This window comes from Bradyrhizobium sp. CCBAU 45389 (assembly GCF_028128625.1).
Taxonomy (GTDB): domain Bacteria; phylum Pseudomonadota; class Alphaproteobacteria; order Rhizobiales; family Xanthobacteraceae; genus Bradyrhizobium; species Bradyrhizobium liaoningense_B.
The window spans coordinates 25391-44224 of record NZ_LBIY01000075.1; the positions used below are offsets into that span (position 1 = coordinate 25391).

Sequence of the window (18834 nt, forward strand, 5' to 3'; positions counted from 1 at the left end):
CGCTGCATCTCGATACAAGCGAGCATAGACTTGCATACTTTAGTTGATTGGAGGGGCTTCCGCGCAAAAGCGCGCAGCACATCTACAAGCATTCCGTAAGAAACTTTACGAGCGCATTCCGGAGCAAAATACATTCGCCGCGCAGTTCGTCGATGTTCGTTTTCTGTCGAGCGACAGCAAGCAGCGACAACTCGTTCGGTACATTCTCGAGAAGTTAGATCATCATCTCAGAATCGATAAGAGTGCCGATTATGAGAAGATGACTATTGAGCACATTGCTCCAGAAAATCCCTCAAGCACAAAGCCGCAAAAATTGGATCCTGGCAATATTGGAAATCTTGTTTTTGTATCCAAGGAAACAAATGAGAAGCTGAAAAATAAAGACTTTCCAGCGAAGAAGTCTATCCTCATAGAGGCTGGCATCCCTCTCGATCATGTTCTCAAGAATGCTACCCAGTGGACTGCAAAGGAGATTAAGGATCGAGCCGCACTGATGGCAAAGGTCGCTTACGAAAGAATTTGGAAGCTATGAATTTCACGACACGGCACCAATCTAGACAACCAGAGCACGCACCCTTTAAGATACCGATTCTCTCACGTCCACTTAATCGATCTTCGCTATACTCGCCCCGGTAGCATCACCCGGAGGCACATCCCGTGGAGCACGCGCGCGACACCGATCGCAACCCCTCACCGAAAAACCTCGTCATCTGCTGTGACGGGACCGGCAACGAGATCTCGGAGAACATCTCGAGCGCCCTGAAGCTCTATCGCTGCCTGCGCAAGACCGACTAGACACAGCCGCGGCAGATGGTGCACTCCGATCCCGGGGTCGGCACTCCGCTCCCAAGGCCGGCACGGCGACGCCACCCGTAAACAGCATCGCGCGCGCGTTAACCATCCATTAACCAACGCACCCTAGCCTGCGGTAATCGTCCAGCCACCATTAGCTCGAAATGCCTTCCCGGTTCGCTCCAGGAGAAGCGCCGATGTGCGTTGAGTTGTTGACGTATGCCGATCTCAGTGCCCGCCTCGATATCTCGCGCGAGGCCGCGCGGTCGCTGGCGAGACGTCGCCGCCTGCCGCGCTCGCGCTCGGAGGACGGCAAAGCCGTGGTGAGCGTTGATCTCTCCGCGCTCCGGTACACGCCCCGCCCACGAAAGGGCCGCCGGGCAGACCCCGTCGATGCCTCCATGGCAAAGATCGAGGCCATGGAGCCATTTCCGTTCCGACGGAGTCGGAACGGGGCTCCAGATTCTTATTCTGACGCGTTTTCTTCACGCGAACCGGCATCCACTTCGCTCGAAAACGCTCTGGAGATCGAGGCCTTCAAGGCGGAGATCGCGCGGCTCGAAGAGGTCGCAACCGCCTACAGGGCCGTGTTCGAGCGCGAGCGCGAGCGTGCCGATCGCCTCGCCGTCGAGCTGACGCAGGCGGCCGCCGAGACGACGGCCGCCAATGCGTGGGCGGCACGACTGGAGGACGAAGTGACGGCGCTGCGGAACGATCGCCGCGATGGCGGGACGATCGCGGGATACGCCGCGCGTCGATTGGGACATCTGGCCGCTTCCATCGTGCAAGCAGACCGCGCGGCTGGAACGCGATGAGATCACTCGAGACTTTCTTTAATCCCCGGCTTGCCGGAGCAATCGCGAGGGAAGAATGACTGGCAGCACCGATATCCATGAAATGAAGGCCCGCATCGTCGTCTTTGGCGTCGGCGGCGCCGGCGGCAATGCCGTCAACAACATGATCACGGCCGGGCTGCAGGGGGTCGAATTCGTCGTCGCCAACACCGACGCGCAGGCGCTGGCGATGTCGAAGGCGACGCGCCTCATCCAGCTCGGCACAACGGTCACCGCAGGCCTCGGCGCCGGCTCGCAGCCCGAACTGGGACGCGCCGCAGCCGAAGAGGTCATCGACACGATCCGCGATCACCTGACCGGCGCGCACATGGTGTTCGTGACGGCCGGCATGGGCGGCGGCACCGGCACCGGGGCTGCACCCATCGTCGCCAGAACCGCGCGCGAGCTCGGCATTCTCACCATCGGCGTGGTCACCAAGCCGTTCTACTTCGAGGGCCAGCGCCGCATGCGCTTTGCCGAAGCCGGCATCGAGGAGCTGCTGAAGACGGTCGACACCCTCCTGATCATCCCGAACCAGAACCTGTTCCGGGTGGCCAGCGAGAAGACCACGTTCGCCGATGCCTTCGCCCTTGCCGACCAGGTGCTTTATTCCGGCGTGGCCTGCATCAGCGACCTCATCGTCAAGGAAGGCCTGATCAATCTCGATTTTGCCGACGTCCTCTCCGTCATGAAGGAGAAGGGCAAGGCCATGATGGGACGGGGCGAGGCTTCCGGCGAGAAGCGCGTGCTCGCCGCCGCCGTGGCCGCGATCTCCAATCCGCTGATCGAGAATCCCTCGATCAAGCGTGCCAGCGGCCTCATCATCTCCATCACCGGCGGCAAGGATCTGATGCTGTACGAGGTCGACGAAGCCGCGACCCGCATTCGCGACGAGGCCGACCCGGACGCCAACATCATCGTCGGTGCGTCGTTTGACGAAAGCCTCGAAGGCATCGTCCGCGTCTCGGTGGTGGCGACCGGAATCGATAATGTCGATCCGGCGCAGCTGGCGCCGGTGGAAACCGCCCTCACGCAGCTCGCCGGCAGGCTGCGCAACGACGGCCGCCGCATCGCCGATCGCATCGAGCGCAGTGCCCCCCTTCCGCAAGCGGGAAGCCCGCCGCTGCGCCCGCAGCCGCACCACCCCGTGGGGCCACCGGCAAGGCCGGGTCTGGACTATGCGCCGCAGGCGGCGCTTCAACCGCTCGATCCTCAACGCCGCGCCCCTGCGCGCAATGCGCCCGACGAGGCCGCTCTCGATATCCCGGCCTTCCTGCGCCGCGCCGCCAACTGAGCGGTGGCGAAGGAGGTGCGCTTCCTCTCCCGCTTGCGGGGAGGGCTATCGCATATGAAGAAGCGAGGCGGATAGATCGCCCGCAGCCCATCCTTCGAGACGCCCGCCGATGGCGGGCCCTCAGGATGGGGGCGGAGTGCGCGGCGGCAATTTCAACGGAGCCAATGCTGCTTAGCCTCATCCTGAGGAGACCGCTGGAAGCGGTCGTCTCGAAGGACGAGGCGCTTGCTCTGGCCGTCACCAAGAAGCCATCTGCGCCGATGCTTCACGCCGCCGTGCTGCGCGGGCTCTCGGCTGTGTCCTTCTTGTCCGTCTCCCTGTCGCGGGACAGCCACGCCGGAAAACGAAGCAGGCGCTCGTTGGTGTCCTTTGGCAGCTCGACGGGCGGCGCTTCCATGGCCGAACTCGGCAGGTCCAGCGCTGCCTGTCCGGTTCGCACCGCATCCGCGCGCTGATCCAGTTCGCGGAGCAGGGGATCGAGCACGCTGTCGATCTCTGTCGCCACCGACACCAGGAAACTATTGAGCTCGCGAGCCTCGGGCACAACCGCCGCGGCCTGCTCGATCGCCCTCGAGAGACCATCAACGACAGGCGTAAACGCGCCGGCGGCTTGCTTGATTCGCGTCTTGATCGCCTCGACCTCGCTCAAGACGCGCTCACGCTCCCGCCTTTTCTTTTCCTCCGAAAGACGGGCTTCGATTTCGGCGATCTGGGCCGTCAGGGTCGTGGCTTCGGATGCGAGCGCATCTCGTCTTCCGCGCGCGCGATCGAGATCGCGGCTGAGATTGTCCACTAAGTCGTCCTTTCCGAACATGGCTTTGCTCCGTAGGACAGGCGCTTTGCCCTGTAGGACGGCCCTGGCGCGACCCGCCAGCCTCGCCACCGACCGGATGGCCGGATCGGCCGAAACAGGCATCAACCTCGGTCGCGTCACATGGGCCGACATGGTGATCCCCCCATCGTCAACATTAGGCAACCGCATGGTTAACAGACCGTTAATGTCAACAGACGATGCCCATGGGGCCGGGTGCGCTCCCCTACCCTCGAAAATCAATGCTCCGCAGCACGATGCCGGGCGGGGTGCCTTCGAACTCGCAGGCGCGGTATTTGCTGGCGGCGCAGGCTTCGATGCGGTCGCGCAGGCGGGTGAACTGGGCTTCGCGCTCGCCGGGTCTGGCGCGCGGGCCGCGCTCGAGGTCGTCCATCGCGGAGGTCGATATCGCGCAGGGGATCTCCTTCGCGCCGTCCTGCATCGAGAACTGGACGATCCCCCGGTCCTGTTCGTGGCCGATGTAGCGGCCGCTGGTGAGGGTCACGGGTTGCTCCTTGGTTGCGTGTCGTCCTGGCGAACGCCGGTTGACTGCAACGTGCTTCGGGCCAGCAAACTCTCCAACGTCGTCCCGGCGAAGGCCGGGACCCATTACCCCGGTCAGCGTTGTCGGAGCACGCTGTCGCCACGGTATCCGCAACAACTCGCTTCGGTGGTTATGGGTCCCGGCCCCCGTGCGCAATTGCGCACTAGGCCGGGACGACACCTGTTTTCGATGCGGGCACCGTCGCTGCCGCAGACGGCCGCGGCCGCCCCTCAGCCCTCCCCGCGCAGGCGTCCGCTTTAGCGCTCGCTATCGCCGGACCGCAGGCGTACGCTGTCGCATTATCGCGCGTTCAATGGCACAGGAGACGGACGTCATGGCCAAGGGACAGCAACGCAGCAATCGCGAAGCCAAGAAGCCGAAGAAGGACAAAGCCAAGGTGATCGCCGCGGCACCAAGCCGCAAGGAGGCGGCCTGGCAGCCGGATTTCGGGCCGGCGAAGAAGAAGTAGAGCGAGAGGAGCGCACGGCGCGCTTACCCTCCCCTGGAGGGGTCCGGGACGAGCGCAGCTCGCCCGTGGTCGATCGCGCGGAGCGCGAGCGGGGTGGGGTGATCTCTCCACTCGGGCACTGTTGGATGGGGAGAGACCGTCACCCCACCCCGTCTCGCATTTTCGCTGCGCTCAATGCGAGCCGACCCTCCCCCTCCAGGGGAGGGTAAGAAGTACCATCGTCTCTTCTCCGTCGCGCTTTTCCGCTATACTCGCCCCGGTAGCATCACCCGGAGGCACATCCCGTGGAGCACGCGCGCGACATCGACCGCAAGCCCGAGCCGAAAAACCTCGTCATCTGCTGTGACGGGACCGGCAACGAGATATCGGAGAACATCTCCAACGTCCTGAAGCTCTATCGCTGCCTGCGCAAGACGGACAAGACGCATCCGCGGCAGATGGTGTTCTACGATCCCGGGGTCGGCACGGTGACGGAGCCGACGACGTGGCACCGGATCAAGGCCGACGTCAACCTGGTGCTGGGGCTCGCCACCGGCTACGGGCTCGATGACAACGTGCTCTCGGCCTATTGCTTCCTGGTCGAGCACTACGCGCCGGGCGACAGGATCTACCTGTTCGGTTTTTCGCGCGGCGCTTACACGGTGCGGGTGCTGGCGGGGCTCATTCACAAGATCGGGCTGATCTCGCCGGAGCAGGTGAACCTCGCAGGGTCCGGCATGGTCGCCTACAAGCAATATTCCGGCACCGGGCGCGGCAACGACGTCGAGGACCTCAAGGACGTCACTGTGGACGACCAGGGGCCGCTGCCGAAGGACGCGTTCGACCTCGCAGCCCAATTCGCGCGCATCACCTCGACGCGCTGGCCGACCATCCACTTCATCGGCGTCTGGGACACGGTGGCGAGCGTGATCGTGCCGCGGCGCGACAATTTCTTCTTCGTGTTCAGCCTGGAGGAGCTCGCCTTCACGCGGCGCAATCCGAGCGTCAACATCTTCCGGCAGGCGATCGCGATCGACGAGCGGCGCCGCATGTTCCGCCTCAACAAGTACTGGGAGCCGCAGGACTATTGGAGCAACCGCTACGTGCCCGACGAGAAGAAGGTGGCGCAGGACATCCTGCAGGTGTGGTTCGCCGGCGTGCATTGCGACGTCGGCGGCGGCTATGCGGAGGCGGAGAGCGGGGAATCGAAATATCCGCTGATCTGGATGATCGAGGAGGCCGAGAAGGCCGGGCTGAACTTCAACCCGCGCACCGTGAACCAGCTCGCCTGGGGCGTCCAGCGCAAGAACTCGCCGTTCAAATATGTGCCGCCCGCCTACGAGGGGAAGACGGGCGAATTGCACGATTCGATGAATGCGGCCTGGCGCGTGCTGGAGTATTTGCCGAAGCGCGCGAAGTACCGGGAATGGCCGGAGCGGAAGGTCTATTTCGGCTTCTACATCCCCGATTGCGAGCCGCGCGTCATCCCCGAAGGCGCGCATGTGCATGAGAGCGTGTTGAAGCGGATGGCGGTGGAGCCGGACTACCGGCCGGTGAACATGCCGAAGGAGTACGTGACCGTGCCGATGCCGGTGCCGCCGGGGGTGGATGTGGCGGCGGGGGTGGAGGCTGTGCTCCCACCCTCCCCTGGAGGGGGAGGGTCGGCTCATGTCGAGCAAAGCGAGACATGAGACGGGGTGGGGTGACAGTCTCTCCGCGAGAAGCACTGCCCGTGGTGAGAGATCACCCCACCCCGCTCGCGCTGCGCGCGATCGACCACGGGCGAGCTACGCTCGTCCCGGACCCCTCCAGGGGAGGGTGGGCACCCCGCTACCGCCGCTTTCTCCGGCCGCCACCACTTTTCATTAAAATTCTCGCGCCCACCTTAGTCGGATCGCATCAACTCCTCCGCATCATCCTGCATAGAGTCCGCCGCGAGCCGCGGAGTTGGAGGAGATGTGCCAATGCATCCGCGAAAATATGCCCGCGTGAAACCGGCGGGACTGGTGTCCCGCCAGGCCAAGATCATCACCGACCCGCGCGCGCCGGTGATTCCCTGCACGCTGATCGACTATTCGCCGGGCGGGGCCTGCGTCGATCTCGGCGGCCAGGTGCAGATCCCCGACAGGTTCGAGCTGCTGCATGTGAACACGAAGAAGCGCTGCCGCATCGCGTGGAAGCGCGGCACGCGGGTGGGCGTGGTGTTTTAGGCAAGCGGTGCGCTGCCCGCTTACCCTCCCCTGGAGGGGGAGGGTAAGGAAGCTACTTCCGCATCCTGGCCTTTGTCCCCGCGACGATCTGCATGGCGACGCCGGCGGTCCAGCCGAACAGGACGAGCCAGCTCCAGACCATGTGCGGGTCGAGGCGGAGCACGATGACGGCGACGGAGGCGAGCGCGGTGAGCGTGGCGCAGAGCGTGCCGGCCGAGCTCAGAAATTCGGCGGCGTCGATGGCGCTGTGCGCGTCGTCGAAGGGCATCTGCGGCGTGTCGATGCCGAGATAGAAGCCGACCGCGCCGAGCAGCATCATCAGCAGCAGGAACCCCTGCGTGGTCAGCGGCGCGATCGCCGATCCGACATAGGCGCCGACGAACAACCCGCACGCGGCCCCCGCCATCGCGAGGCCCACGCGCTCGAACACGTGGGCAGTCTTGCGAACACCAAACCGCATGGCCGGCCTCCGTGAGGCGTTGGACGCACAGGTTAGGCCAGTTTTACGGTGCGTGAAAGGTGAGGAGGTTTACGGATGCGTGAGGAGGCGTGAGCGAATGAACTCGCCATAGATTCAGTGTCGTCCCGGCGAAGGCCGGGACCCGTACCGCGTGATCTTACGATAGCGCGCGGTGCGTGTTGACAACGTAACTTAGAGTCTTCGCCAAACTGCTTCCTGTGGTTATGGGTCCCGGCCCCCGTGCGCAATTGCGCACTAGGCCGGGACGACGGCAGAAGTTGTAGCGCCGCAATCGCGCCTCACCTTGCTCCGAACGTGGTCTTGCCGAACAGCGCCTTTTGCGTCGAGGGCTGCGAGCGCCAGTATTGCGGCGGGGCTTCGACTTCGCCGCCGAGCTCGGCGGCGGCGTGCCAGCCCCAGCGCGGATCGTAGAGCATGCCGCGGGCGAGCGCGACCATGTCGGCCTTGCCGGAGGCGACGATCTCCTCGGCGTGCTTTGCCTCGGAGATCAGGCCGACGGCGATGGTGGTCGCTCCCGTCTCGCGGCGGATCGCCTCTGCGAACTGCACCTGATAGCCGGGGCCGAGCGGAATCTTCTGCAGCGGTGAGACGCCGCCGGAGGAGGCATCGATCCAGTCGATGCCGCGCGCCTTCAGCGCGTTGGCGAACTCGATGGTCTGCGCCAGATCCCAGCCGCCCTCGACCCAGTCGGTGGACGACACCCGCATGCCGATCGGCTTGTCGTGCGGGAACACGGCGCGCACGGCGTCGTAGATTTCGAGCGGGAAGCGCATGCGGTTCTGCAAGCTGCCGCCATATTCGTCGGTGCGCCGGTTCGAGATCGGCGACAGGAACTGATGCATGAGATAGCCGTGCGCGCCATGCAGCTCGATGGCGTCGATGCCGAGGCGGTCGGCGCGCCTGGCGCAGTCGACGAAGGCGTCGCGGATGCGTTTCAAGCCCGCGCTATCCAGCGCGAGCGGGGCGGCCTCGCCCTCCTTGTGCGGCACCGCCGACGGCGCCACCGTCTGCCAGCCGCCTGCGCTCGCCGGGATCAGCTGGCCGCCGTCCCAGGGCCGCGCGCTCGACGCTTTCCGCCCCGCATGGGCGAGCTGCATCGCGACCGCGGTGGAGGAATGCTTGCGCACCGAGGTGAGGATCTGCTTCAGCGCGGCCTCGCAGGCATCGCTGTAGAGCCCGAGGCAGCCCGGCGTGATGCGGCCGATCGCCTCGACATGGGTCGCCTCGATGCAGAACATCGACGCGCCCGACAGGCTGAGATTGTTGATGTGGGTGAAGTGCCAGTCGGTGGCGACGCCGTCGTCGGCCGAATACTGGCACATCGGCGACACCACGACGCGGTTCTTCAACGTCAGGCCGCGCAGCTTGATCGGGGAAAACAGGGCGCTCATGCGGGGGGTTCCCGGGGGATGAGAGGGATGGAAGCGATTGCATGAAGTTTAGTGGCGGAAACGCGAATTGCCAGTTGCGCAGGCGGCATGGCGGCCCGCGCGCCGTGCATTTGCGCAAAGGTCCCGGTCGCAATCCGGCCCGCTACCGCTCGAAAACGCCAAGCTTGAGCTTGCCGATACGGTTGCGATTGCCGCGCCCGAGCGTGACGGTGGCATGGGCGGCGAACTCGATCGAATAGCGGCCGTCCTCCATCTTGGTCAGGCTGCCGAGTTCGCCGAGCTTGTCGGCCAGCGTCTTGTCGTCCTCGACGAACAGACGGTAGTCGTTGAGATCGTAGCTGCGCGGTCCCCGCCACTTCACGGTGGGGAAATAGGTGCGCATATCGCCGTCGGTCTTGACCACGACGGTGCGGCCCGCCGCCTTGCGGAACAGGTCCGGCGTCTCGATCAGCCGCGCGCGATTGCCTTCGATCGCATAGATGTTCAGCGTCGTGATGTGACGCTCGGTGCGGAAGGAGACCGCGACATAGCGCGAGTCGGGCGACCATTCCGCGTAATAGGCATCGGAGGCGGTGTCGAGATTGTTCTCGTGGCTGATGTTATCAAGCACGGCCAGCCGGCGATGCTTCGGCTCCGCCATCAGATAGGCGTGAAACTTGTCATGCGCGCCCTCGCCTTCGCCATGGACGGCGATGGCGAGCCGCTTGTTCGGCGCCCACCCGCCCGCGATGATGCCGTACTCGCCCTTCGCATAGGTGTGCTCGGCCGTGGCAACGGCCGGCGAGGCCGCGGCAAGCATGAGGATGAGAGCGAGGAGGACGCGGAGGGACATGAGGGTGTGTCGCAGGCTCACGCACGCGAGTTCAATCTCCGCTGTCGTCCAGGCGAAGGGAGATACCCTGCGCCTACTCCACCAGCGTGAACTGCAGCAGCAGGGTGCGCTGGAGCATGGAAAAATTGTCGTCCGACACCAGCGTCAGCACGGTCTCGCCCTCGGCCGTGACGTGGGCGTCGATGCCTTCCATGTTGTCGATCTCCTGGCCGAGATCGGCCTTGAACAGCGCGGGGCCGTCGACCACCGCGCCCGGCGCGATCGATTTCAGCGGGATCGAGCGGATGCGGATGTCGACGCCGGTGAACCAGGAGAATTTGCGTTCGAGGATCAACAGCTCGCCGGAGGGCAACAGCACCGCGTCGCTGATGTCGAATTTCTCGGTACGGCGCACGCTGAACTGGCCGGGCGTGGGGCCGCCGATCAGGAACGCGACCAGATTGCCGTCGGCGTCGAGCCCGCGTTCGGAGAACGCGATCAGGCTGCCGGCGAGAGGCTGGCCCTTCGGGACCAGGACCAGCGCTTCCAGGCCCTTGTTGTGCGGCAGCTTGCGAACGCCTGGCGGCACCGCGATCGGCTCGCCGCGGGCGCGGATGCCGCCTTTGGCAAAATCATAGCGCAGGATCTGGTTGACGCGCTCGAGCCCGACATAGACCAGATTGCCGTCGCGCGTCAGCGATTCCGAATCCCACCACATGCGCTTTTCGGTGATCGGCCGTCCCTCCGCGCCCAGCAGCGGCGCGGCCTCGACATCGTCGAGCCCGGCCATCTTGCCGCCGGAATAACGGATGCGGCCGGTGAACCAGCCGCCCTGGTCGGAGATCGCGAGGAAGCGCTCACCTTTCGCATCGAGCCGGATGCCGGACAGGCCGCCAAAACCGCGATAGGACGAGGTCAGCACCAGGCCGCTGCGATAGTCCAGCGAGCCGAAGCGCGTGCGCGAGCGGTCGCGCGGCTCGAAATTCGGGATGGGGCGCGCATTGACCTCGAGGCTGACGGGCTCAGCGACGGCATGCTCGACCTGGAGCGGGCGCGGGGGCGGCTCGGTCGTTGCTTGCGCCTGCGCAAGGCGCGATAGTGCAAGAGTGGAAAATCCCGCCGCCGCGTGGCCAAGAAAGCTGCGGCGGGATGGTTGCGTGCTCACGAATGCAGTTTGCGTCGCGGGCGACCGGCCGGCTGGGTTGGTGCGGTGTTGGTCTCGCTGAACAGCTCGGCGAGCTTTTCGGTGATGGCGCCGCCGAGTTCTTCCGCGTCCACGATCGTCACCGCACGGCGGTAGTAGCGCGTGACGTCATGGCCGATGCCGATCGCGATCAGCTCGACCGGCGAGCGGGTCTCGATCTCCTCGATGATGTGGCGCAGGTGCCGCTCGAGATAGTTGCCGGGATTGACCGACAGCGTGGAATCGTCGACCGGCGCACCGTCCGAGATCATCATCAGGATCTTGCGCTGCTCGGCCCTCGCCAGCAGGCGCTTGTGCGCCCAGTCCAGCGCCTCGCCGTCGATGTTCTCCTTGAGGAGACCCTCGCGCATCATCAGGCCAAGGTTTTTCCGCGCACGACGCCACGGGGCATCGGCGGACTTGTAGATGATGTGACGGAGATCGTTGAGACGGCCGGGATTGGCCGGCTTGCCGGCGGCAAGCCACGCCTCACGCGATTGCCCACCCTTCCAGGCGCGCGTGGTGAAGCCCAGAATCTCGACCTTGACGCCGCAACGCTCCAGCGTGCGCGCGAGGATGTCGGCGCAGGTCGCGGCGACCGTGATCGGGCGTCCGCGCATCGAGCCGGAATTGTCGAGCAACAGCGTCACGACGGTGTCGCGGAACGTCGCCTCCTTCTCGTGCATGAAGGACAGCGGATGATAGGGATCGGTGACGACGCGCGACAGGCGCGCGGGGTCCAGAATGCCCTCTTCGAGATCGAACTCCCAGGCGCGGTTCTGCTGCGCCATCAGGCGGCGCTGCAGCCGGTTGGCGAGCCGGGCGACGATGCCTTGAAGATGCGCGAGCTGCTTGTCGAGATAGGCGCGCAGGCGCTCCAGCTCGTCATGGTCGCAGAGGTCCTCGGCGGCGATGACCTCGTCGAATTTCGGCGCGAAGGCGTGATATTCCGGCCCACGCGGCTCGTTCCTGCCATGCGCGTTCGGACGCGTCGCCTCGCCCGGCGTCTCGTCGTCGCCGAGCTCGCCGTCGTCGAAGGTATCGGAGGTCGAGGCCTGCGCGCTTTCCATCGCGCTCTCGCTCATCTCCTCCGAGGTCGCCTGCGCCTGGTCGGCGCTCATCTCCTGCGCGGCATCGGAATCGGGCGAGCCTTCGGCGCCGGACTGGTCGTTATCGCCGTCCTGGTTCTCGTCGTTGTCCTCATTGTCCTCGCTGTCGGCGTTGCGCTCGTCGCCGAGCTCGAGCGCCGACAACAGATCATGCACGGCATCGCCGAACCTGGCCTGGTCCTCGACCACGCCGTCGAGCCGGTCGAGCCGCCTGCCGATCTTGTCTTCGAGAATGGGCCGCCAGAGATCGACCATCTTCTTCGCCGCCGTCGGCGGCGCCATGCCGGTGAGGCGCTCGCGCACCAGCATCGCCAGCGCATCGGCCAGCGGCGCATCGGCGCGGTCGGTGATCTCGTCGAACTTGCCGCGATGGAAATGGTCGTCGAGCATCGCGGTGAGGTTTTTCGCAACGCCCGCCATGCGGCGCGCGCCGATCGCCTCGACGCGAGCCTGCTCCACCGCCTCGAACACGCCGCGCGCCTGCGGATTGCCGGGCATCAGCTTGCGGTGAACCTTGGGATCGTGACAGGCGATCTTGAGCGCGATGGAATCGGCGTGGCCGCGCACGATGGCAGCATCGCGCTTGGTCATCTTGCGCGCGGGCTCCGGCAGCCGCGCCTTGCCGGGCGCAAGGCCCGGCCGCTCGGCCGCGAAGCTGACATCGAGCTCGGGCGACTTGGCGATCGCCTTGAGGCAGGAGGCGACCGAGCGCTTGAACGGCTCGGTCGGCGCTTCCTTGCTGTTACGGAATTTGGAGTTGGATGATGATGTGCTCATAGCGACTTCGTAAACGAATGGCGCGTCACGCCGCCGGGATAGCCGTCGATGGTGCCGAATTCATCGTACCCGCAGGTACGATAGAAGCCCGGCGCCTGGAAACTCATCGTATCGACATGGACCCGGATCGCGCCGAGCCGTCTTGCCTCGTCCTCGATCGCCGCGATCAGCTTCGTGCCATGCCCCTTGCCGCGCTGCTTCTGGTCGATCCAGAAATACTGGATGAACAGAACCGTGGACCAGAGGTGCCCGACGATGCCGCCGACGATCTTGCGGCCGTCCTTCAACGAAACCGCGATGCTCTTGACCTTCTGCTTGCCAAACTTCTCGTCGTTGTAAGCGCCGAGCCCGGCGAGCACAGCCTTCTTGGTGGTACCAATGGTGCGCTCGACGGAGATGGTTGGCATGGCCTAGCTGAGCGCCACGTTGACTGCCGATTCCGGCAGCTCCGCGTTGAAGCAGCGCTGGTAGAACTCGGCGACCAGCGGACGCTCGAGCTCGTCGCACTTGTTGAGGAAGGTGACGCGGAAGGCGAAGCCGATATCGCCGAAGATGTCGGAGTTTTCCGCCCAGGTGATCACCGTGCGCGGGCTCATCACCGTCGACAGATCGCCATTGGCGAAGGCGTTACGGGTGAGATCGGCAAGGCGGACCATCTTGTTGACGATGTCGCGGCCTTCCTGGGTGCGATAGTGCTTGGCCTTGGCCAGCACGATCTCGACTTCCTCGTCATGGCTGAGATAGTTCAGCGTGGTGACGATCGACCAGCGGTCCATCTGACCCTGGTTGATCTGCTGGGTGCCGTGATAGAGGCCGGAGGTGTCGCCGAGGCCAACCGTATTCGCCGTGGCGAAAAGCCGAAACGCCGGGTGCGGCTTGATCACCTTGTTCTGGTCGAGCAGCGTCAGGCGTCCGGAGACTTCGAGCACGCGCTGGATCACGAACATCACGTCCGGGCGGCCGGCGTCGTATTCGTCGAACACCAGCGCGACGTTGTTCTGCAGCGCCCAGGGCAAAATGCCGTCGCGGAATTCGGTGACCTGCTTGCCGTCGCGGACCACGATCGAGTCCTTGCCGACGAGGTCGATACGGCTGATGTGGCTGTCGAGGTTGACGCGCACGCAGGGCCAGTTCAGGCGGGCGGCGACCTGCTCGATATGGGTGGATTTGCCGGTGCCGTGATAGCCGGTCACCATCACGCGGCGGTTGCGGGCGAAGCCGGCGAGAATGGCGAGCGTGGTGGCGCGGTCGAAGCGATAATCGGAATCGACTTCGGGCACGTGAGGATCGACTTCGGAATAGGCCGGCACTTCGAGATCGCTGTCGATCCCGAACACCTGGCGGACCGACACTTTCATGTCGGGCTGACCGGAAACTTCCTCAACTTTGGACAGGGCGGCGGTCGTCATCAATCCTCCGAGGTCCCGGGCGATCCCGAGACCAGTTATTGCACGTTGGCTGCGGCTGGGTGCGGCTGCGAACCTATCAGAGACAACGTGCCGGCAGAAGCCCGCCCCTCAATCAAAGTTCCGTTGTCTTTTCATTTAGATAGGTGAGGAACGCAGTTTTTGGAGGGCTGCCTTGCGAATCACGCTCGAATTTCGGGCGGGGTAACGGGGCTGCCCACGCAAATGGCACTTTCACCGCCTCTCCTGACTTATGTAGGGTCCAAACCGAAAAGCCCTAGCCCGCCACAGAGACGACGTGACGTCCTTCCTCGATCCCCTCATCGCCTTCGTCTCGGCCCATGCGTGGCTGGCCTATCTGACCCTGTTCCTGGCGGCCCTTCTGGAGGCCGTGCCGGTGGTGGGATCGGTGATCCCCGGCTCGACCATCATCCTGGCGCTCAGCGCCCTGATTCCGGGCGGCGAACTGAAATTGCCATGGGTGCTGCTGGCGGCCGCGCTCGGCGCGGTGCTCGGCGACGGCTCGGCCTACTGGATCGGGCACCGGCGGCAGCGCGAAATCCTCAGCACCTGGCCGCTGACCAACTATCCCCGCGTGGTCGCCGAGAGCGAGAGCTTCTTCCACCGCTTCGGCACCTGGGCCGTGTTCTTCGCCCGCTTCGTGCCGCCGATCCGCGCCTTCGTGCCGGTGACCGCCGGCGCACTCGGCATGGCGCCCGCAAGATTCTATGCGGTGAACATCCCGGCGATCCTGGTCTGGGCCCCCGCCCATGTGCTGCCGGGCGTGCTGGCGGTGACGGCGCTGCACGAATATGCCGGGCTGCACCACCATGAGCATGTCGGCAAGCATATCTGGATGTTGAGCGTGGTCGGGTTTGCGATCGTGCTGGGCGTGGTGGTCTGGATCTATCGCCGGCGGAACGGTGGTGTCGCGGAACCGAAGCCGCGGTAGATTCTTCTTACCCTCCCCTGGAGGGGGAGGGTCGGCTCAGATTGAGCGTAGCGAAATGTGAGCCGGGGTGGGGTGATCTCTCCACACGGGCACTGCTCATCGCGGAGAGACCGTCACCCCACCCCGCTCGCGCTTCGCGCGATCGACCCTCCCCCTCCAGGGGAGGGTGGCAGGCGGCACTTATCCCGCCCCCACCCGCCGCCCCGGCGCCGGCCCGACATACCTCGCCCTTGGCCTGATCAGCTTGCCGAACTGCAATTGCTCGCTGGCATGGGCGATCCAGCCGACGCTGCGGGCCATCGCGAACAGTGCGAGCTCGCTGCCGGCCGGCAGGCGCAGGGCGTGGACGAGCACGGCGAGTGCGTAGTCGATGTTGACGAGCTCGCCGGTCGCCTCGACGATCCGCTCCGGCACTTCCTTGGTGAACTTTCGCGGCGCGCCGGCGCGCGACAGGGCATTCAGCAGCGATTGCGCGCGGGGATCGCCGCGCTTGTAGACACCGTGGCCGAAGCCGGCAAAGCGCTCGCCGAGCGCGACGCGTTCGCGCACCACGGGCGCGACATCGCGATCGACCAGCGTCTTGACGAGCTGCGAGGCCAGCACACCGGCGCCGCCATGCTTCGGCCCCTTCAGCGCGGCGAGGCCGGCGATGACGGAGTCATAGAGGTTGAGGCCGGTCGAGGCCGCGCAGCGCGCGGTGAAGGTCGAGGCGTTCAGCTCGTGATCGGCGAGCAGAACCAGGGCGCGGCGGATCAGGTCGGGCGCGTGCTTGTTATCGGGCGCCCAGACACGTGCGACCTGCTGATGCAGCGGCTCGGCCGACGGCTCGGCATTGAGCATGGTCGCGACCAGCAGGCGAACGATGCGCGCGCCGACCATGGCGCGGCCATCGGGGGCGCGGGTGAATGCGCGGGGATCGGCGCTGGTGGCGAGCGCCAGCACGGCGATGGCGCGGTCGATCGGCGCGGCGCGGCGCGCGGCCTCTGCGATGGCGCGCATCTCCGCAGAAATCTCCGGCTGATTCTCCGGTGCGAAGGGATCGACGCCGGCGACGTCCCAGAGCAGCGTCGCGGTGTGCTCCAGCGTGTCGTTCTCGGCGAGATCGACGCAATTGACGCCGCGATAGATCGCGCCCTCCTCGGTGATGGTCGAGATCTCCGTGTCCATCACCGGCAGATCGGCATCGAAGCTGCGCAGGCCGCGCGGCTCCGGCGACGGCACCCGGCGCTCCTTCAGGGCGCGGACGTCCTCGGCGCGGTAGCGGTTTTTCCGCGAGTCCGGCGTCGGCTCGGAGCGGATCAGGCCGCGGCTGACATAGGCGTAGAGGGTGGCCGGCGAGATCGCGAGCTCGGCGGCGGCCTCCCGGGCGGAGAGGTAGAGGCCCTCGGAATTTTTCATATTGATTTATGTAATCAAGATTGATCAATCTGTCGAGAGGCCCGACCTTTCCCCCTGCGTGCAATGCAAAAGGGAGATTGGGCCATGAACATCCACCTCACCAAAAGCCAGATCGGGCTGGACGGCGTTCCCGCGGCCGAGACCGTGCTGAGCCATGTCGACGGCGAGCGCGGCGAGCTGATTATCGCTGGCGAGCATGTCGGCCGCCTCGCCGCCAAATCGAGCTTCGAGGGCGTCACCGCCCGGCTCTGGAACGGCGCCAGCAAGACGACCTTGAGCGAAGCCAATGTGCGGGCGAGCCTGGGCGCGGCGCGCGAGCGCGCCTTCGCGCGGCTGGACGAGTTGCTGCCGGCGACGCGCGGCATGGGCATCGTCGACGGGTTTCGCGCGGCGATCGCTGGGCTTCGTGCCGAGCACGGCCTCGAACATGAGGCGACCATCGTCGGCGCGTTCCCGGTGATCGCGGGCGCGCTGGTCCGCCGCGCCAAGGGGCTCGAGCCGGTCGCGCCCGATCCGAATGTGAGCCATGCCGCCGACACGCTGCGCATGCTGCACGGGCGCTCGCCCGCAGCGCGCGAGGTCACGGCATTGGACGCCTACCTCGTCACCGCCAGCGACCACGGCATGAACGCCTCGACCTTCACCGCGCGCGTGGTGGCCTCGACGCAGGCTGACCTGTTTGCTGCGGTCACCGCGGGTTATTGCGCGCTCACGGGTCCGCTGCATGGCGGCGCGCCGGAACCGGTGCTGGAAATGCTGGATGCGATCGGCTCGCGCGAGCGCATCCAGCCCTGGGTGGATGCGGCACTGGCGCGTGGCGAGCGGATGATGGGCTTTGGCCACCGCGTCTATCGCGTGCGCGACCCGCGCGCCGACGTGCTCAAGACCGCGGTCGAGGCGCTGGCGTCCAACGGCACCGACCTGCCGTTCGCCGGCGAGGTCGAGGCCTATATCCGCAGCGCGCTGCGCAAGAAGAATCCGGACCGGCCGCTGGAGACCAATGTCGAGTTCTTCACCGCGATCCTGCTCGATGCGCTGGCGATTCCGCGGCAGGCGTTCACGCCGATCTTCGCGGTGGCACGTTCAGCGGGATGGACCGCGCATGCGCGCGAGCAGCAGCGGACGGGGCGATTGATCCGGCCGAGCTCGTCCTATGTCGGGGCGATGCCGGAGGTGTGAGGGATCGCGGATGTCTCCGCGAGCACGGAATCGTAGGGTGGGCAAAGGCGCACTTGCGCCGTGCCCACCATCTCTCTCGATCGCAAAAATGCGTGGGCACGCTTCGCTTTGCCCACCCTACGATACTGCGCTTGTCCGGGACGACACCAGAGAATGCCGAAGGAGACCTCAGGCCTCCCGCACCACCGTCTTCAGATAATTATACGCCTTGATGATCTCGATCAGGCGATCCTCGGTGGAGCGGTCGCCGCCGTTGGCGTCGGGGTGGTGCTGCTTGACCAGCGCCTTGTACTTGCTCTTGACGTCGGCGAGCGTGGCGTCGGGGCCGAGGCCCATGACCTGGAGCGCCTTGCGCTCGGCGTTCATCACCTTGCGCGTCTCGGCCTTGGGCTGGGCATCCGGGCCCTTGCGCCAGTTGGCACGGCCGTTGATCTCCGAGAACATGCTGAACGGATCGGACGCCATGTCGATTTCGGCTTCCGCACCCTTCTTGCCGCCATTGGCGCCCATCTTCCAGGTCGGGCGGTGGCCGGTCAGCGCGTCCTTCTGGTAGCGCGCGACGGCGTCGGCATTCATGCCGGAGAAGAAATTGTAGTTCTGGTTGTACTCGCGCACATGGTCGAGGCAGAAGTGCCAGTACTCGCGCTGGTTCTCGCGGCCCTTCGGCGCGCGATGCGCGCCCTTGTTCGCACAGCCCGCCCACTCGCAGTTGACCACGGTGTCGCGCGGCTTCACTTCCGGCTGCTTGCCTCGCGGCTTCACGCGGATGGAGTCGAAGAACTTTGATGAATCGATCGGCATGGCTGACTTTGACTACGCAATGCAAAAACCTTCAAGTCTTGACATTGCAATTAGCATGACACCCCGGAGATTGACGGGGCACGATGACGCGCTTTAATGGCGCTCATGGTTATGAAAGATACTATCAGCAACAAGTTGCAGGAAGCTTTCACCCCGGAAAGCCTCAAAGTCGTCGACGAGTCACATTTGCATGAGGGCCACGCCGGTCATCGACCGAGCGGCGAGACGCACTTTCGGGTTTATATCGTGTCTGATGCCTTCAAAGGGAAGACCCGGGTCGAGCGCCATCGCATGATAAATTCGGCGCTGGCCGCGGAACTTTCCGGCAGCGTGCATGCGCTCGCGATCCACGCGCAGGCGCCGGGGGAAGGTTGAAGCTCTTCACCCTCCCCTGGAGGGGGCGGGTCGCTACGC

Annotated in this window: 20 protein-coding genes and 1 pseudogene; 10 read left to right on the forward strand and 11 right to left on the reverse strand. The window is 65.3% G+C overall.

Annotated elements, in window-relative coordinates; genetic code table 11:
* Positions 1 to 43: 43 nt before the first annotated feature.
* The 4 genes and pseudogenes from XH79_RS09525 to ftsZ all read left to right on the forward strand — a co-directional run bounded on the left by XH79_RS09525 (position 44) and on the right by ftsZ (position 2919).
* On the forward strand, positions 44 to 532 hold the full coding sequence (locus XH79_RS09525) for an HNH endonuclease family protein (protein ID WP_271581509.1): 489 nt from the start codon (positions 44 to 46) through the stop codon (positions 530 to 532).
* A gap of 125 nt (positions 533 to 657) precedes the next feature.
* Positions 658 to 792, forward strand: a pseudogene (locus XH79_RS09530) (DUF2235 domain-containing protein); the annotation flags it as partial.
* A gap of 401 nt (positions 793 to 1193) precedes the next feature.
* On the forward strand, positions 1194 to 1607 hold the full coding sequence (locus XH79_RS09535) for a hypothetical protein (RefSeq protein ID WP_271581510.1): 414 nt from the start codon (positions 1194 to 1196) through the stop codon (positions 1605 to 1607).
* A gap of 55 nt (positions 1608 to 1662) precedes the next feature.
* Positions 1663 to 2919: a cell division protein FtsZ gene (gene ftsZ, locus XH79_RS09540; protein WP_271581511.1), complete on the forward strand. Its 1257-nt coding sequence runs from the start codon at positions 1663 to 1665 to the stop codon at positions 2917 to 2919.
* A 265-nt stretch (positions 2920 to 3184) separates the two neighbouring features.
* On the opposite strand, the gene XH79_RS09545 is transcribed toward ftsZ, so the two are convergent.
* Together XH79_RS09545 and XH79_RS09550 are read right to left on the reverse strand one after the other, a co-directional pair.
* Positions 3185 to 3733 carry a hypothetical protein gene (locus tag XH79_RS09545; protein ID WP_271581512.1) on the reverse strand — a complete coding sequence of 183 codons (549 nt, stop codon included), beginning with the start codon at positions 3731 to 3733 and terminating at the stop codon, positions 3185 to 3187.
* Between the two features lie 223 nt (positions 3734 to 3956).
* Positions 3957 to 4235 (reverse strand): DUF1488 domain-containing protein, encoded by a 279-nt coding sequence (locus tag XH79_RS09550; RefSeq protein WP_271581513.1) that lies wholly within the window; start codon positions 4233 to 4235, stop codon positions 3957 to 3959.
* Between the two features lie 373 nt (positions 4236 to 4608).
* Between XH79_RS09550 and XH79_RS09555 the strand changes: the two genes are divergently transcribed.
* The 3 genes from XH79_RS09555 to XH79_RS09565 all read left to right on the forward strand — a co-directional run bounded on the left by XH79_RS09555 (position 4609) and on the right by XH79_RS09565 (position 6932).
* Entirely contained in the window at positions 4609 to 4743 is a 135-nt protein-coding gene (locus tag XH79_RS09555; RefSeq protein ID WP_260387632.1) for a hypothetical protein, read from the forward strand.
* 284 nt (positions 4744 to 5027) lie between these two features.
* A complete protein-coding gene (locus tag XH79_RS09560; protein ID WP_271581514.1) occupies positions 5028 to 6413 on the forward strand; it encodes a DUF2235 domain-containing protein in 1386 nt (461 codons plus the stop codon).
* A gap of 273 nt (positions 6414 to 6686) precedes the next feature.
* Positions 6687 to 6932: a PilZ domain-containing protein gene (locus XH79_RS09565; protein ID WP_026312067.1), complete on the forward strand. Its 246-nt coding sequence runs from the start codon at positions 6687 to 6689 to the stop codon at positions 6930 to 6932.
* A 52-nt stretch (positions 6933 to 6984) separates the two neighbouring features.
* Here the strand turns inward: XH79_RS09565 and XH79_RS09570 are convergent, their stop codons facing one another.
* From XH79_RS09570 to cobS, 7 genes are all read right to left on the reverse strand, one after another.
* Entirely contained in the window at positions 6985 to 7392 is a 408-nt protein-coding gene (locus tag XH79_RS09570; RefSeq protein ID WP_212347500.1) for a hypothetical protein, read from the reverse strand.
* Between the two features lie 299 nt (positions 7393 to 7691).
* Positions 7692 to 8804, reverse strand: a complete 1113-nt coding sequence (locus XH79_RS09575) for an NADH:flavin oxidoreductase/NADH oxidase (protein ID WP_271581515.1) — start codon at positions 8802 to 8804, stop codon at positions 7692 to 7694.
* A gap of 142 nt (positions 8805 to 8946) precedes the next feature.
* The gene (locus XH79_RS09580) at positions 8947 to 9636 is read right to left on the reverse strand and encodes a hypothetical protein (protein WP_271581516.1); all 690 of its coding nucleotides are present in this window, start codon (positions 9634 to 9636) and stop codon (positions 8947 to 8949) included.
* A gap of 73 nt (positions 9637 to 9709) precedes the next feature.
* Complete coding sequence (locus XH79_RS09585) at positions 9710 to 10780, reverse strand: esterase-like activity of phytase family protein (RefSeq protein WP_271581517.1); 1071 nt, start codon at positions 10778 to 10780, stop codon at positions 9710 to 9712.
* Positions 10777 to 12684, reverse strand: a complete 1908-nt coding sequence (cobT, locus tag XH79_RS09590; protein ID WP_271581518.1) for a cobaltochelatase subunit CobT — start codon at positions 12682 to 12684, stop codon at positions 10777 to 10779. Before cobT ends, XH79_RS09585 begins: the two co-directional genes overlap by 4 nt.
* The gene (locus XH79_RS09595; protein ID WP_212347485.1) at positions 12681 to 13091 is read right to left on the reverse strand and encodes a GNAT family N-acetyltransferase; all 411 of its coding nucleotides are present in this window, start codon (positions 13089 to 13091) and stop codon (positions 12681 to 12683) included. Before XH79_RS09595 ends, cobT begins: the two co-directional genes overlap by 4 nt.
* Positions 13092 to 13094: 3 nt before the next feature.
* The gene (cobS, locus tag XH79_RS09600) at positions 13095 to 14093 is read right to left on the reverse strand and encodes a cobaltochelatase subunit CobS (RefSeq protein WP_172786549.1); all 999 of its coding nucleotides are present in this window, start codon (positions 14091 to 14093) and stop codon (positions 13095 to 13097) included.
* A gap of 295 nt (positions 14094 to 14388) precedes the next feature.
* On the opposite strand from cobS, the gene XH79_RS09605 reads away from it, so the two are divergent.
* Positions 14389 to 15042 (forward strand): DedA family protein, encoded by a 654-nt coding sequence (locus XH79_RS09605; protein WP_271581519.1) that lies wholly within the window; start codon positions 14389 to 14391, stop codon positions 15040 to 15042.
* A gap of 180 nt (positions 15043 to 15222) precedes the next feature.
* On the opposite strand, the gene XH79_RS09610 is transcribed toward XH79_RS09605, so the two are convergent.
* Positions 15223 to 16440, reverse strand: a complete 1218-nt coding sequence (locus tag XH79_RS09610; protein ID WP_271581520.1) for a citrate synthase family protein — start codon at positions 16438 to 16440, stop codon at positions 15223 to 15225.
* An 84-nt stretch (positions 16441 to 16524) separates the two neighbouring features.
* Between XH79_RS09610 and XH79_RS09615 the strand changes: the two genes are divergently transcribed.
* Positions 16525 to 17619 carry a citrate synthase/methylcitrate synthase gene (locus tag XH79_RS09615; RefSeq protein WP_271581521.1) on the forward strand — a complete coding sequence of 365 codons (1095 nt, stop codon included), beginning with the start codon at positions 16525 to 16527 and terminating at the stop codon, positions 17617 to 17619.
* A gap of 168 nt (positions 17620 to 17787) precedes the next feature.
* Here the strand turns inward: XH79_RS09615 and XH79_RS09620 are convergent, their stop codons facing one another.
* Positions 17788 to 18420 (reverse strand): J domain-containing protein, encoded by a 633-nt coding sequence (locus tag XH79_RS09620; RefSeq protein ID WP_018643492.1) that lies wholly within the window; start codon positions 18418 to 18420, stop codon positions 17788 to 17790.
* A gap of 105 nt (positions 18421 to 18525) precedes the next feature.
* Between XH79_RS09620 and XH79_RS09625 the strand changes: the two genes are divergently transcribed.
* On the forward strand, positions 18526 to 18795 hold the full coding sequence (locus XH79_RS09625) for a BolA family protein (protein ID WP_433996671.1): 270 nt from the start codon (positions 18526 to 18528) through the stop codon (positions 18793 to 18795).
* The last annotated feature ends 39 nt before the right edge of the window (positions 18796 to 18834 follow it).

Coding starts and splice junctions, on each gene's coding strand:
- XH79_RS09570 (WP_212347500.1), bottom strand. CDS start 7,392: ATGCGGTTTGGTGTTCGCAAGACTGCCCACGTGTTCGAGCGCGTGGGC.
- XH79_RS09620 (WP_018643492.1), bottom strand. CDS start 18,420: ATGCCGATCGATTCATCAAAGTTCTTCGACTCCATCCGCGTGAAGCCG.
- cobT (WP_271581518.1), bottom strand. CDS start 12,684: ATGAGCACATCATCATCCAACTCCAAATTCCGTAACAGCAAGGAAGCG.
- XH79_RS09535 (WP_271581510.1), top strand. CDS start 1,194: ATGGCAAAGATCGAGGCCATGGAGCCATTTCCGTTCCGACGGAGTCGG.
- XH79_RS09575 (WP_271581515.1), bottom strand. CDS start 8,804: ATGAGCGCCCTGTTTTCCCCGATCAAGCTGCGCGGCCTGACGTTGAAG.
- XH79_RS09580 (WP_271581516.1), bottom strand. CDS start 9,636: ATGTCCCTCCGCGTCCTCCTCGCTCTCATCCTCATGCTTGCCGCGGCC.
- XH79_RS09625 (WP_433996671.1), top strand. CDS start 18,526: ATGGTTATGAAAGATACTATCAGCAACAAGTTGCAGGAAGCTTTCACC.
- ftsZ (WP_271581511.1), top strand. CDS start 1,663: ATGACTGGCAGCACCGATATCCATGAAATGAAGGCCCGCATCGTCGTC.
- XH79_RS09615 (WP_271581521.1), top strand. CDS start 16,525: ATGAACATCCACCTCACCAAAAGCCAGATCGGGCTGGACGGCGTTCCC.
- cobS (WP_172786549.1), bottom strand. CDS start 14,093: ATGACGACCGCCGCCCTGTCCAAAGTTGAGGAAGTTTCCGGTCAGCCC.
- XH79_RS09545 (WP_271581512.1), bottom strand. CDS start 3,733: ATGTTCGGAAAGGACGACTTAGTGGACAATCTCAGCCGCGATCTCGAT.
- XH79_RS09565 (WP_026312067.1), top strand. CDS start 6,687: ATGCATCCGCGAAAATATGCCCGCGTGAAACCGGCGGGACTGGTGTCC.
- XH79_RS09610 (WP_271581520.1), bottom strand. CDS start 16,440: ATGAAAAATTCCGAGGGCCTCTACCTCTCCGCCCGGGAGGCCGCCGCC.
- XH79_RS09555 (WP_260387632.1), top strand. CDS start 4,609: ATGGCCAAGGGACAGCAACGCAGCAATCGCGAAGCCAAGAAGCCGAAG.
- XH79_RS09595 (WP_212347485.1), bottom strand. CDS start 13,091: ATGCCAACCATCTCCGTCGAGCGCACCATTGGTACCACCAAGAAGGCT.